We start from the raw sequence: 11786 nt of genomic DNA on the forward strand, positions 1-11786 counted from the left end.
TCCCCGCCGCGCAGAAGGAGTCCCCCATGCCGCTCCACAAGGGTCCCGGCGCCCCCGCCGAGCCCGCCCGCCGGCTCGCCCTCAACCCCTTCTTCGGGGAGGCCGCCAACCCGGTGGGCGGCATGACCGAGGCCCCGCCCCACCACCGGCTGCCCGAGGGCCCGCTGCCCCCGGCGAGCGCCTACCAGCTCGTCCACGACGAACTGATGCTCGACGGCAACTCCCGGCTCAACCTCGCCACCTTCGTCACCACCTGGATGGAGCCCCAGGCGGACGTCCTCATGAGCGAGTGCCGCGACAAGAACATGATCGACAAGGACGAGTACCCGCGCACCGCCGAACTGGAGCGCCGCTGCGTCTCCATGCTCGCCCAGCTGTGGCACGCCCCCGACCCGGCGAAGGCCGTCGGCTGCTCGACCACCGGCTCCAGCGAGGCCTGCATGCTCGCCGGCATGGCCCTCAAGCGGCGCTGGAGCAAGCGGCACGCCGACCGCTATCCGGGCACCGCCCGCCCCAACCTGGTCATGGGCGTCAACGTCCAGGTCTGCTGGGAGAAGTTCTGCAACTTCTGGGAGGTCGAGCCCCGGCTCGTCCCCATGGAGGGCGACCGCCTCCACCTCGACGCCGAGTCCGCCGCCGCGCTCTGCGACGAGAACACCATCGGCGTCGTCGCCGTCCTCGGCTCGACCTTCGACGGCTCCTACGAACCCGTCGCCGAGATCTGCGCCGCTCTGGACGCCCTCCAGGAACGCACCGGTCTCGACGTCCCCGTCCATGTCGACGGCGCCTCCGGCGCCATGGTCGCCCCCTTCCTCGACGAGGACCTGATCTGGGACTTCCGGCTCCCCCGCGTCTCCTCCATCAACACCTCCGGTCACAAGTACGGCCTGGTCTACCCGGGCGTCGGCTGGGCCCTGTGGCGCTCCTCCGCCGAACTTCCCGAGGAGCTCGTCTTCCGCGTCAACTACCTGGGCGGCGACATGCCCACCTTCGCCCTCAACTTCTCCCGGCCGGGCGCCCAGGTCGTCGCGCAGTACTACACCTTCCTCAGGCTCGGCCGGGAGGGCTACCGGGCGGTGCAGCAGACCTCCCGCGACATCGCCCGCGGCCTCGCCGAACGGATCGATGCCATGGGCGACTTCCGGCTCCTCACCCGCGGCGACCAACTGCCCGTCTTCGCCTTCACCACCGCCCCCGACGTCACCTCCTTCAACGTCTTCGACGTCTCCCGGCGGCTGCGCGAGAGCGGCTGGCTGGTCCCGGCCTACACCTTCCCCCCGCACCGCGAGGACCTGTCCGTGCTGCGCGTGGTCTGCCGCAACGGCTTCTCCGCCGACCTCGCCGGACTGCTCGTCGAGGACCTGGACCGACTGCTGCCCGAACTGCGGAGCCAGTCCCACCCGTTCACCCAGGACAGGGCCGCGGCGACCTCCTTCCACCACTAGGGCCTGTCGTCAAACTCCCGTCTGCCCCGCCCGGTCAGCCGACCCGCTCGCCGCAGGCCAGCCGGAACTCCGACCAGCGCACACCGTCCGCGGTCAGCGCGTACGTACAGGGCGACCCCTCACGCAGCAGGCCCAGCGGGGTGCGGCGGGTGTGGTGCGTCCCGTCGTCGCGCCGGACGAACGTCCGGCCGCCGTCCGCGCTCTCGTACCCCGAGATCTCCGCGCCGATCCCCACCCTGCCGCCGGGCCCCCGTCCCGGGAGACGGCGACCGCCGCCCGCCCCGACAGCGGGTCCGTGCCCGAGACCCACCAGGACCCGTCGGGCTCCGGCTGCTCCTGGGGACGGGGACGCGCCCCCAGGAGGGGCACCCGGGCCAGCGCCCGGCGCCGCCCGTCCCGCGGCGAGATCATCACGAGCCGCTGCCGCGCACAGTCGTCCGGCCGGGCCGCGGACGGCACGGCGCAGTCGGTGCCGAGCACCGCCCCTTCGGGTATCTCCGGGGCCGTCCCGACCGTACGCCGGTCGCACGCCCGCCAGGTGCGCCCGCCGTCCTTCGTGAACCAGGTCCGCGCGCCCGGCTCGGCGCCGCCCTCCTCGACGAGCGCCCGGCCGGGGCCGAGGGGGAGCACGTTCGCCGATACGCCGTCCGTCCCCGTCACCAGGGGCAGCGGGGAGCGCCGCAGCACCCATTCCCTCGCCCCGGCGTCCCGCCTCCAGAGCCGGCTTCGACCCCGTACACCCGCTCGACACGACCAGCACCAGCGCCACGACGGCGCCGGCCACTCCTCCCACGGGCCTGCGCATCGACGTCCCCTCTGTCCTCCCTCGGGCGGTCCGCGGTGAACCACTGCTTTCGATACACCGCTCACCGCCTTCGGGTTCCCACCTCGGCGCCACCACTTCGCCGTCACTTCCCGAGCCGCCCGAACTTCCGCACCGCCAGCGGGAAGAAGACCGCGAGCAGCGCCAGGGGCCACACGACCGCCGCCCAGACGTGCCCCGGCTCGCCGCCCGGATTGCCGAAGAGGTCACGGACCGCCGTCGCGGTCGCCGACATCGGATTCCACTCCACGAACGTGCCGAGCCAGCCCGGCATCGAGTCCGGGGAGGCGAAGGCGTTGGAGAGGAAGCCGATGGGCCAGACCAGGATCTGCACCGCCTGCACCAGCTCGGCCCGCCCCGCGACCAGCGCGAGGAAGATCCCGATCCACAGCATCGCGAACCGCAGCAGGAGCAGCAGCCCCAGCGCACCCAGGGTGCTCCCCGGTCCGCCGTCGGCCCGCCAGCCGATCGCGTACCCGACGCCGACCATCACCGACAGCCCCACCGCCGACTGGAGCATGTCGGCCGCCGACCGTCCCACGAGCACCGCGCCGTCGCTCATCGGCATCGCCCGGAACCGGTCGATCACGCCCTTGTTCAGGTCCTGCGTCACCGCCGTCATGGTGCCTTCGAGCCCGAACACCATGGTCAGCGTGAGCATCCCGGGCACCAGGAAGTCGACGTAGTCGCCGTCGACGCTCCGGCCGCCGCCGACCAGATAGCCGAACATCAGCAGCATCATCACCGGGAACACGAGGCCGACCAGGACCTGCACCGGCTGCCGCGCCCAGTGCGCCAGCTCCCGGCGGGTCATCGTCCAGCAGTCGCTCACCACGTACGCCGCACTCATGCCGCCACCTCCGTCTGACGCGCGCCCGACCCGTCCGGGGCACCGCCCGAGGCACCCGACCCGTCCGACCCGTCCGACCCGCCCGGCCCGCCCGGCCCGCCCGTCAGATGCAGGAACACCTCGTCCAGCGTCGGCCGCCGCAGGGCGATGTCCTCCGCCTCGATCCCGGCCGCCCCCAGCACCCGCACGGTCTCGGCGAGCGAGGCCATCCGGTCCGCCACCGGCGCGCTGAGCAGCCGCCGGTCGGCGTCCACGGTCACCTCCGCCCGCGGCACGGGCAGCAGTCCGGCCGCCTCGTCGAGCCGCGCCCGGTCCCGTACGACGACGTCGATGCGGTCCACCCCGACCCGGGCCTTGAGCTCGTCGGCCGTGCCGTCGGCCACGACCCGTCCTCTGTCCACGACCGAGATCCGGTCCGCGAGCTGGTCCGCCTCCTCCAGGTACTGCGTGGTCAGCAGCACGGTGGTGCCTCCGCCGACGAGCGAGCGCACCGACTCCCAGACCTCGCCACGCCCGCGTGGGTCGAGTCCCGTCGTCGGCTCGTCGAGGAAGAGCACCTCGGGCTCCGTGATCAGCGAGGCCGCCAGGTCGAGCCGCCGCCGCATGCCGCCACTGAACTGCTTGACCGGCTTGCGGCCGGTGTCGGTGAGGCCGAAGCGCTCGAGGAGCTCGTCGGCCCGGGTGCCCGCACGGCGGGCGCCCAGGTGGTGGAGCCGGCCGAACATCTCCAGGTTCTGCCGGCCGCCCAGCTCCTCGTCGAGCGCCGCGTGCTGCCCGAGCAGCCCGATCCGCCGCCGTACCTCACGGGCCTCGGTCCGTACGTCGTGCCCCGCCACGCGCACCAGGCCCTCGTCGTGGCGCAGCAGGGTGGCCAGGATCCGTACGGTCGTCGTCTTGCCCGCGCCGTTGGGCCCGAGCAGGCCGTGGACGGTGCCGCGCCGGACCGTGAGGTCGAGACCGGACAGGGCGTCCTTCTCGCCGTACCGCTTGCGCGCGCCCTCCACGAGGATCGCGTCCCCAATCGCCGCCATGTCGATTCCTCCCGAAATCTTCTTAGTCAAATTTGATTAGCTCCCACCGACGGAGCAAGGTATGCCCTCCCGAGGGCTTAGTCAAACTTGATTAGCCCGCACTCGTCCCCAGCACCTGATCAGGCCGCGCTCCCGATCAGGTCGCGTAGGGGTTCTCCTCGCCCGCCGCGAGCACACCCACGAAGGGATCGCCCTCGCCCGCGAACACGTACGCCCCGCCCTCGATCCGCTCGATCAGGCCGAGTGTCCACGCCTTGCCGGCGTCCGCCGAGTGGACCCACATGTGCATGATCTCGCCGATGTGCCCGAGCTGACCGGGGCCGCCCTCCGGCGTGTAGTACTCCGTGACCGAGGTCCGCCACTCGTCGAGCGCCCGCACCCGCTGCCGGAGCAGCTCCGCCGCCTCCGCCCGGGGCAGGTCCACGATGAAGCCGATGCCCGCCGACAGGACGTCCATCTTCTGGTCGTACGTGGTCAGCGCCTCGCGCAGCAGGGCGAAGTACTCCGCGAGGCCGCTCTCCGTCAGCTCGTACTCGACGCGCGGCGGCCCGCCCACCGCGCTCGGCGCCACCTCGTGCGCGTGCAGCAGCCCCTGCTTGGCCATCTGCTTGAGCGCGTGATAGATCGAGCCCGGCTTGGCGTGGGACCACTCGTGCGCGCCCCAGAACTCCAGGTCGTTGCGGACCTGGTAGCCGTGGGCGCGGCCGTGCTGCTTCACCGCGCCCAGGACGAGAAGACGGATCGCCGACATCCCACGTACCTCCTAGTCAATTTTGACCAGGGTACGCGCGCGGGGTCACCCCGCCCGCTCCGCCGCGATCAGCTCGAAGGAGCCCTTGCCGTCCAGGGACTCGCGGATGACGTCGGCGTGCCCGGCGTGCCGGCCGGCCTCCTGTACGAGGTGGAGGAGCATCCAGCGGATGGAGACCCGCCCGTCCTCGGGGAACCAGGGGGCCTTGGGCAGCGGGAAGGTGTCGTCCAGGCTCGGCACCGAGCGGACGTACTCCTCGGTCTCCTTCGCCACGCCGTCCCAGAACGCCACGATCTCCGGGATCGTCTCGCCGTTCACGAGCCGGAAGCCCTCGCCCCAGGTCGCCTCGGTGCGCACCCGCTCGTTCGGCTGCTGCTGGGCCATCCGGAGCCAGTTCAGCTCGACCTCGGCGACGTGCTTGATCAGCCCGGAGAGGCTGAGTTCGCTGGCGCTGGGGCGGCTCGCCGCCTGCTCCTCGCTGAGACCGAGGACCGCGCGGCGGAGCGCGGCGCGCTGCGCCTCGACGAAGTTGAGGAGCGCGCCGCGCTCGTCGCCGTGAGCCTCCGTGGGAACAAGAGCCACCATGATGTCCGCCTTCCGTACGCCTACGCAGTGGGGTGCCGGGGAGGGGTTGCGCCCTTCCCGACACCCATCAACCTACGGACCCTTGCGGACAACCACTGTCCTCAAGGAGAAAGCCGCCCGGCCCGGATGCGGCCCGACCGGGCCCGGCGCGACGCCGCCCGGAGTCGGCGGGCTCACGCCGGCCGGATCAGAAGGGGAACCGACTCCGGCCGTGCTGGATCGAGATCCACTTCTGGGTGGTGAAGCTCTCCACCATCGCCTCGCCGTTGAGCCGCCCGACACCCGAGTGCTTCTCGCCGCCGAAGGGCACGATCGGCTCGTCGTGCACGGTGCCGTCGTTGATGTGGATCATGCCGGTGTGGATCCGCTTGGCGACCCGCACACCCCGCTCGACGTTCCCGGTGTGGACGGCGCCGCTGAGCCCGTACGGGGTGTCGTTGGCGATCCGTACGGCCTCCTCCTCGCCGTCGAAGGGGACGATCAGGGCGACCGGGCCGAAGATCTCCTGGCCCAGGATCGCGGCGTCCGGGGCGAAGCCGGTGAGGACGGACGGGGAGACGAGGTTGCCGTCGACCGTGCCGTGCAGAAGCGCCGTGGCGCCGGCCTCGACCGTCTGGTCCACGAGCGAGGAGACTGCCTCCGCCTGCTGGGAGTTGATGAGCGGACCGATGTGGGTGGCGGGGTCGGCGGGGTCGCCGACGCGCAGGGTCTTCACCTTCGCCACGAACTTCTCGGTGAACTCCTCCTCCACCGTCCGGTCCACCAGGATCCGGTTGGCGGCCATGCAGACCTGGCCCTGGTGCACGAAGCGGCTGAAGACGGCCGCGTCGACCGCGTAGTCCACGTCGGCGTCGTCGAGCACGATCAGGGCGCTGTTGCCGCCGAGTTCGAGGACGGCGTGCTTGAAGTTCTGCGCGCAGACCGTGGCGACGTGGCGGCCGACCTTGTCGGAGCCGGTGAAGGAGATGACCTTCGGCACGGGGTGGGTCAGGAGCGCGTCGCCGATCTCGGCGATGTCGGTGACCACGACGTTCAGCAGACCGGCCGGCAGGCCGGCCTCCTCCAGGACCTTGGCGACGAGGGTGCCGCCGCAGATCGGGGTGTTCTGGTGCGGCTTGAGGACGACCGCGTTGCCGAGGGCCAGCGCGGGCGCGACCGACTTGATCGACAGGAGGAAGGGGAAGTTGAAGGGGGAGATGACGCCGACGACGCCGACCGGGACGCGGTAGACGCGGTTCTCCTTGCCGTCGACCGGCGACGGCAGGATGCGCCCCTCGGGGCGCAGCGCCAGCTGGACCGCCTCGCGCAGGAACTCCTTGGCGAGGTGCAGTTCGAAGGCCGCCTTGAGACGGGTGCCGCCGAGCTCGGCGACGATCGTCTCGGCGATCTCCTCCTCTCGGTCCTCGACGATCCGCAGCGCGCGCTCGAAGACGAGCCGGCGGGTGTACGGGTTGGTCTCGGCCCACTCGGCCTGGGCGCGCTCGGCGGCACGGTACGCGCGGTCGACCTCACCGGCGGTGGCGACGGTGATCGACGCGAGCTTCTCCCCCGTGTACGGGTTGAAGTCGATGATGTCCCACGAGCCGCTGCCCGGCTTCCACTCGCCGTCGATGTACTGGTGGGCCAGGTCGGTGAAGTGCGACATGGATCGAGACTCCTTCTACCCGCTCTACTTCCGCACGGATGACAGAAGTGACGTCGAGGCGCCGAAACGCCAGAACTGATGTCACGTCATCGTACTGATGTGTCAGGTGAGTTGGAGGAGTCCTCGCAGAAGATCACGGCTTTCGGCCGGATCGGGCGCTTCCTTCTGCAGTCGCTCCATCACGCGCTGGTACTGGGCGACCTCCTCGCGCTTGTCGAGGTAGAGGGCGCTGGTGAGCTGCTCCAGGTAGACGATGTCGGACAGGTCGGACTCGGGGAAGCTCAGCATCGTGAAGGCGCCGCTCTCACCGGCGTGCCCGCCGAAGCTGAAGGGCATGATCTGGAGGGTGACGCCCGGGTGCTCGGAGATCTCGATGAGATGCCTCAACTGGCCCCGCATGACGGACCGGTCGCCGTAGGGGCGGCGCAGGGCGGCCTCGTCGAGGACCGCGTGGAACTGCGGGGCGCGCTCGGAGACGAGAACCTTCTGCCGTTCGAGGCGGAGCGCGACGCGGCGGTCGATCTCGGCGGCGGGGGCGCCGGGCATGCCCCGGGTGACGACGGCCTGGGCGTACGCCTCGGTCTGCAACAGGCCGTGGACGAACTGCACTTCGTAGACGCGGATGAGGGAGGCGGCGCCCTCCAGGCCGATGTAGGTCTGGAACCAGCCCGGCAGGACGTCGCCGAAGCTGTGCCACCAGCCCGCGACGTTGGCCTCGCGGGCGAGCCCGAGGAGCGAGCCGCGTTCGGCCTCGTCCCCGACCCCGTACAGCGTGAGCAGATCCTCGACGTCCCTGGCCTTGAAGCTCACCCGTCCCAACTCCATGCGGCTGATCTTGGATTCGGACGCGCGGATCGAGTAACCGGCCGCCTCGCGGGTGATCCCGCGCGACTCGCGCAACCGCCTCAGCTGTGAGCCCAGCAGGATGCGCCGCACCACACTCCCGCTCGCTCCGCCCGATTCGCCTGCGGTCACGGCTCCAGCCTCCCCTTACGGTGTCGAGCCCCCGTCGAGCCCCGGATTCTGCCACCAAACGCTTCAGCGCGTACACATTCGATTACGGAAAGACGGCGAGTTCCGGGCAGTCGCGGAAAGTTCGCCTCCAGCGTCGGACGACTTATGCACAGATTAGGCACGGGGACGGACAGGTCCGGCGCGTGCACGTGCATCTGCCCTTGCATCCAGTGGTCGCATTCGGAACCATGGACCCCGCGCAGCCGCGTACTCGTTCGTGTTGTCGTGTTGTCGCACCACAGTCGCGATTCCCGGGAGTGCCTCGCATGGGGACGAATGGATCGACCGTGCTCGAGCCGTTACGGCAGGGCCTTCCGCCGATCGATCCCGGAGCCGTCTCCACCTCCGCCTCGTGCGCGCTGCCCGCGCGGTACGAAGCCGTGCGCGGAGCCCGGAAGTTCACCAGCGCGACGCTCGACCGCTGGGAGCTGACCGAGCGCTTCGACGATGTGGCCCTGGTCGTCTCCGAGCTCGTCACCAACGCGCTGCGCCACGCGGTGCCCGCCGACGCGCCCCAGGAAGAAGGCCAGAACCCACCGGTCCGCCTGCATTTGATGCGCTGGTCCTCGCGCCTGGTGTGCGCCGTGCGCGACCCCAGCAGGGAGAGCCCGGAGGCACGCGGCGGCGAGGAGGACTTCGCCGCCGAGTCGGGACGCGGACTGTTCCTGGTGGACTCGTTCAGCGACAGCTGGGGGTGGCACCCGCTCGCCGGCACGCTGCGCGGCAAGGTCGTCTGGGCGCTGTTCCGGATCGGTCCGGAGTAGCCGCGCCGCGGACCGGACGTACGAAGGAGGGGCCCCGGCGACATCCGCCGGGGCCCCTCCTTCGTACGTCCGTCACCTGTCCGTCGTCCGTCCGCGTCTCCGCGCGCGCGTCGACCGTGCACCACGCACCCTCGTCGCGCTCACACCAAGTGGTCGAACTCGCCGTCCTTGACGCCGAGGAGGAGCGCCTCTATCTCCGCGGGCGTGTAGACGAGGGCGGGTCCTTCGGGGTGGCGCGAGTTGCGTACGGCAACGTTTCCCCCCGGCAGTTTGGCGAACTCCACGCAGGACCCCTGGGAGTTGCTGTGCCTGCTCTTCTGCCACACGACGCCTCGCAGCTCCGTGGCCGCCATGCCGTTGTACGCGCGATGCGCATGATGCACTGGTAGCTCCCCGAGTTGCTTGGTGCAGGTGTCAACTTCCTCGGATCATAGCTGTGTTCATATGCCCATGCATGAGCAGATGCACGTGCACGGGGGGTGGCGTAGCGGCTACGCGACAGAGCGTGCTACCAGCGGGTATGGCACCGCGTCCGCCCTCACCCTACGGGTCCCGATCTTGGACCGGACGCCCAGGAAGTCACGTCCTCGGTCAGGAGCCGTCGCCCGAGGGAATCAGGGGCAGCTCCGAGAGGAGCTTGCCCGTGCGGTCGTACAGCGCCGTTCCGACGGTCCCCATGCCCGGCCCGGTATGGACGTACCAGACGCCCCAGCCCGGATTCCCCGGCAGTTCGACGAGCGTGGCGACGGCCTTGCGGCCCTTGGCGTTCGTCAGCTCCACGCGGCCCGCCGCACGGGTCCCGTAGTAGAGCCCCGAGTGGAACGCCCCCTTCGGGTCCCCCTCGCTCTGGTGGCTCACGCCCGGCGCGTTCAGGTCGATGTTGCCGTCGGTGACGCTGCGCACGTTCTCGAACCCGTCCGGTCCCGCCCAGTGCTTGCCCTCCGCCGTCAGCCAGACCTTCCAGCCCTTCCCGGCGGCGACCCGCTCTCCGGAGGCCACGACCTTGACCGGGGTCGGGTCCGGCGGCGGCGGCTTCTCGCTCGTACGGACGGCCGGCGCCGAGGTCGGGACGAGGGTCGGCGGGACGGCGACAGGAGCCGGTCCCGGGGCCGGGCGTACGGGGGTCAGGACGACCACGACGGCCACCACGGCCGTCGCGGCCGCGAGCACCGAGAGCGCCGACAGCGCGGCCGTACGGCGCCGCCGCCGCGCCCGGCCCGCCCGCCGGACGGCCTCCAGCGGCAGCGGCCCCGGGACGAGGTCGGAGGCGGCCCGGGCGAACACCGCGCGCAGGTCGGTTTCGGGACGGGGCCCGGAACCTCGGTGGGAACGGGGACCGGGGCCGGGGCTCGGGTCGGGCCGGGGATCGGGGGGTGTCGTCGGCCGTGCGGGGGTCATCGTCGGGCTCCGGTGGGGGCGGGGAAAGACGGCGCGGGGACGGTGCCGAGCCCCGGGTGGGCGCGCAGCGCGGTCAGACCGCGCCGGGCATGGGTCTTGACCGTGCCGATCGAGCAGTTGAGGACGCTCGCGATCTCCAGCTCGGTCAGATCCTCCCAGTAGCGGAGCACCATGACCGCGCGCTGGCGGGCGGTCAGATCCGCTAACGCGGCCAGGAGCGCGGTGCGTTGCTCGACCGCGTCGGCATGGCCCGCCGAGGTGTGGCGCAGCGACTCCGGCAGGACCGGCGTCAGGAGATGGACGACCCGCTTCCGGCGGACCCGGCTGAGGTTGTTGTTGATCAGCGCGCGGCGCACGTAGAGGTCGATCTCCCCGCGCGGAACCCGGCGCCACCGCGCGTACACCTTGGCCAGCGTCGTCTGCACCAGGTCCTCGGCCTCGTGGAAGTCCCCGGTCAGGAGCTGGGCCGTGCGCACCAGACGCGGCCAGGCGGCGACGGCGAACTCGGTGAAGCCGTCGTCCTCGGAGGTCGCGGGCGCCCGGAAGTCCCCGGAGGTCCCGGTGTCCCCGGTCATCCCGGTCGTCCCGGTGTTCCCGGCGGTCCCGGTGTCCCCGGTCGTCCTGGCAGTCCCGGTGTCCCCGGTCGTCCTGGAGGCCCCGGTGGCCGCTCCCGCCTCGGCGACCTCGGTGGCGGACTCGTACGGCACGGTGTCGGACCTCGCGATCGGTCGGTGGATCGATGGAGCCGTGGAGAGGCGGCGGTGGAGAGGTGGCGGGGCCCGCCCCGTGCCGGGCCCCACCACGTTTCTGCCACGGTCAGCCGCGGCCGGCCGGGAAGTCGAAGCCGGGAAGCTCGGCCAGGAGCCTGCCCGCCCGGTCGTAGAGGGTGACGCCGAGGCCGCTGCCGCCGTTCCCGCTCGCCGGCCCCGTGTGCGCGTACCAGACACCCCAGTCGGGGTGGCCGGGCAGGGCGATGAGGGTGGCGACGGTCTTGTGGCCCTCGGCGTCGCTCAGTTCGACGCGACCCGCCGCGCGGGTTCCGTAGTAGAGGCCGGAGTGGAAGACGCCCTTCGCGTCCCCCTCGCTCTGGTGGCTCACGCCGGGCTCGGAGCGGTCGATGTTGCCGTCGACCACGCTGCGGAAGTTCTCGTAGCCGTCCGGGCCTGCCCAGTGCTTGCCATCGCGGGTCAGCCACACGGTGAAGCCCCCGCCGGCGTCCACCCGCAGGCCGGGGCGGACGGTGCGGACCGGCTTCGGCGCGGGCACGGCGGCCTTGGCCGGGGTGACCTCGGCGGGCTCGGTCCGGGCCGCGGTCCCGGCCGCGACGGAGGTCGCGGAGGTGGCCGCGGACGTGGCGGAGGACTCGGTGGGCGCTCCGGCCGCCGACGGTGCCGCGATCGCCACCGCTGCCACGACGCCGGCGGCCGCCAGCCAGTACTTCTTCATGCGGGTGCTCCTGGAGGGATGTCGGTGGAGGACC

At 71.7% G+C, this 11786-nt stretch carries 13 protein-coding genes; 2 read left to right on the plus strand and 11 right to left on the minus strand.

The genetic code is table 11. The features are described from left to right. The first annotated feature begins 26 nt into the window (after positions 1-26). A complete protein-coding gene (locus tag OG392_RS16690; RefSeq protein WP_329280125.1) occupies positions 27-1445 on the plus strand; it encodes a glutamate decarboxylase in 1419 nt (472 codons plus the stop codon). A gap of 34 nt (positions 1446-1479) precedes the next feature. Here the strand turns inward: OG392_RS16690 and OG392_RS16695 are convergent, their stop codons facing one another. From OG392_RS16695 to OG392_RS16725, 7 genes are all read right to left on the minus strand, one after another. Then, positions 1480-1680, minus strand: coding sequence for a hypothetical protein (locus OG392_RS16695; RefSeq protein WP_329280127.1), 201 nt, complete (start codon positions 1678-1680; stop codon positions 1480-1482). A 673-nt stretch (positions 1681-2353) separates the two neighbouring features. After that, the gene (locus OG392_RS16700) at positions 2354-3118 is read right to left on the minus strand and encodes an ABC transporter permease (protein WP_329280129.1); all 765 of its coding nucleotides are present in this window, start codon (positions 3116-3118) and stop codon (positions 2354-2356) included. Then, positions 3115-4149: an ATP-binding cassette domain-containing protein gene (locus tag OG392_RS16705; protein WP_329280131.1), complete on the minus strand. Its 1035-nt coding sequence runs from the start codon at positions 4147-4149 to the stop codon at positions 3115-3117. Before OG392_RS16705 ends, OG392_RS16700 begins: the two co-directional genes overlap by 4 nt. Before the next feature lie 136 nt (positions 4150-4285). Continuing rightward, a complete protein-coding gene (locus OG392_RS16710; RefSeq protein ID WP_329280133.1) occupies positions 4286-4900 on the minus strand; it encodes a PadR family transcriptional regulator in 615 nt (204 codons plus the stop codon). A 45-nt stretch (positions 4901-4945) separates the two neighbouring features. Next, complete coding sequence (locus tag OG392_RS16715; protein ID WP_329280136.1) at positions 4946-5485, minus strand: DinB family protein; 540 nt, start codon at positions 5483-5485, stop codon at positions 4946-4948. Positions 5486-5672: 187 nt separating this feature from the next. Then, positions 5673-7130, minus strand: coding sequence for an aldehyde dehydrogenase family protein (locus tag OG392_RS16720; protein ID WP_329280138.1), 1458 nt, complete (start codon positions 7128-7130; stop codon positions 5673-5675). Between the two features lie 102 nt (positions 7131-7232). After that, positions 7233-8105: a helix-turn-helix domain-containing protein gene (locus tag OG392_RS16725; RefSeq protein ID WP_329280140.1), complete on the minus strand. Its 873-nt coding sequence runs from the start codon at positions 8103-8105 to the stop codon at positions 7233-7235. A 305-nt stretch (positions 8106-8410) separates the two neighbouring features. Between OG392_RS16725 and OG392_RS16730 the strand changes: the two genes are divergently transcribed. Further along, the gene (locus OG392_RS16730; RefSeq protein WP_030324106.1) at positions 8411-8908 is read left to right on the plus strand and encodes an ATP-binding protein; all 498 of its coding nucleotides are present in this window, start codon (positions 8411-8413) and stop codon (positions 8906-8908) included. Between the two features lie 140 nt (positions 8909-9048). Here OG392_RS16730 and OG392_RS16735 read toward each other — a convergent pair whose 3' ends face one another. The 4 genes from OG392_RS16735 to OG392_RS16750 all read right to left on the minus strand — a co-directional run bounded on the left by OG392_RS16735 (position 9049) and on the right by OG392_RS16750 (position 11752). Further along, positions 9049-9261: a DUF397 domain-containing protein gene (locus OG392_RS16735; RefSeq protein ID WP_173861569.1), complete on the minus strand. Its 213-nt coding sequence runs from the start codon at positions 9259-9261 to the stop codon at positions 9049-9051. Between the two features lie 238 nt (positions 9262-9499). Then, positions 9500-10192: a hypothetical protein gene (locus OG392_RS16740; RefSeq protein ID WP_329280143.1), complete on the minus strand. Its 693-nt coding sequence runs from the start codon at positions 10190-10192 to the stop codon at positions 9500-9502. Between the two features lie 110 nt (positions 10193-10302). Further along, on the minus strand, positions 10303-10881 hold the full coding sequence (locus OG392_RS16745; RefSeq protein ID WP_329287315.1) for a SigE family RNA polymerase sigma factor: 579 nt from the start codon (positions 10879-10881) through the stop codon (positions 10303-10305). 241 nt (positions 10882-11122) lie between these two features. Beyond that, on the minus strand, positions 11123-11752 hold the full coding sequence (locus tag OG392_RS16750; RefSeq protein WP_329280145.1) for a hypothetical protein: 630 nt from the start codon (positions 11750-11752) through the stop codon (positions 11123-11125). Positions 11753-11786: the final 34 nt, after the last annotated feature.

The organism is Streptomyces sp. NBC_00691 (assembly GCF_036226665.1).
Classification (GTDB): Bacteria; Actinomycetota; Actinomycetes; order Streptomycetales; family Streptomycetaceae; genus Streptomyces.

What these genes read in the sequence shown, in the direction of transcription:
- OG392_RS16690 (WP_329280125.1), top strand. Translation starts at nt 27, where the DNA reads ATGCCGCTCCACAAGGGTCCCGGCGCCCCCGCCGAGCCCGCCCGCCGG.
- OG392_RS16700 (WP_329280129.1), bottom strand. Translation starts at nt 3,118, where the DNA reads ATGAGTGCGGCGTACGTGGTGAGCGACTGCTGGACGATGACCCGCCGG.
- OG392_RS16705 (WP_329280131.1), bottom strand. Translation starts at nt 4,149, where the DNA reads ATGGCGGCGATTGGGGACGCGATCCTCGTGGAGGGCGCGCGCAAGCGG.
- OG392_RS16710 (WP_329280133.1), bottom strand. Translation starts at nt 4,900, where the DNA reads ATGTCGGCGATCCGTCTTCTCGTCCTGGGCGCGGTGAAGCAGCACGGC.
- OG392_RS16715 (WP_329280136.1), bottom strand. Translation starts at nt 5,485, where the DNA reads ATGGTGGCTCTTGTTCCCACGGAGGCTCACGGCGACGAGCGCGGCGCG.
- OG392_RS16720 (WP_329280138.1), bottom strand. Translation starts at nt 7,130, where the DNA reads ATGTCGCACTTCACCGACCTGGCCCACCAGTACATCGACGGCGAGTGG.
- OG392_RS16730 (WP_030324106.1), top strand. Translation starts at nt 8,411, where the DNA reads ATGGGGACGAATGGATCGACCGTGCTCGAGCCGTTACGGCAGGGCCTT.
- OG392_RS16735 (WP_173861569.1), bottom strand. Translation starts at nt 9,261, where the DNA reads ATGGCGGCCACGGAGCTGCGAGGCGTCGTGTGGCAGAAGAGCAGGCAC.
- OG392_RS16745 (WP_329287315.1), bottom strand. Translation starts at nt 10,881, where the DNA reads ATGACCGGGGACACCGGGACCTCCGGGGACTTCCGGGCGCCCGCGACC.
- OG392_RS16750 (WP_329280145.1), bottom strand. Translation starts at nt 11,752, where the DNA reads ATGAAGAAGTACTGGCTGGCGGCCGCCGGCGTCGTGGCAGCGGTGGCG.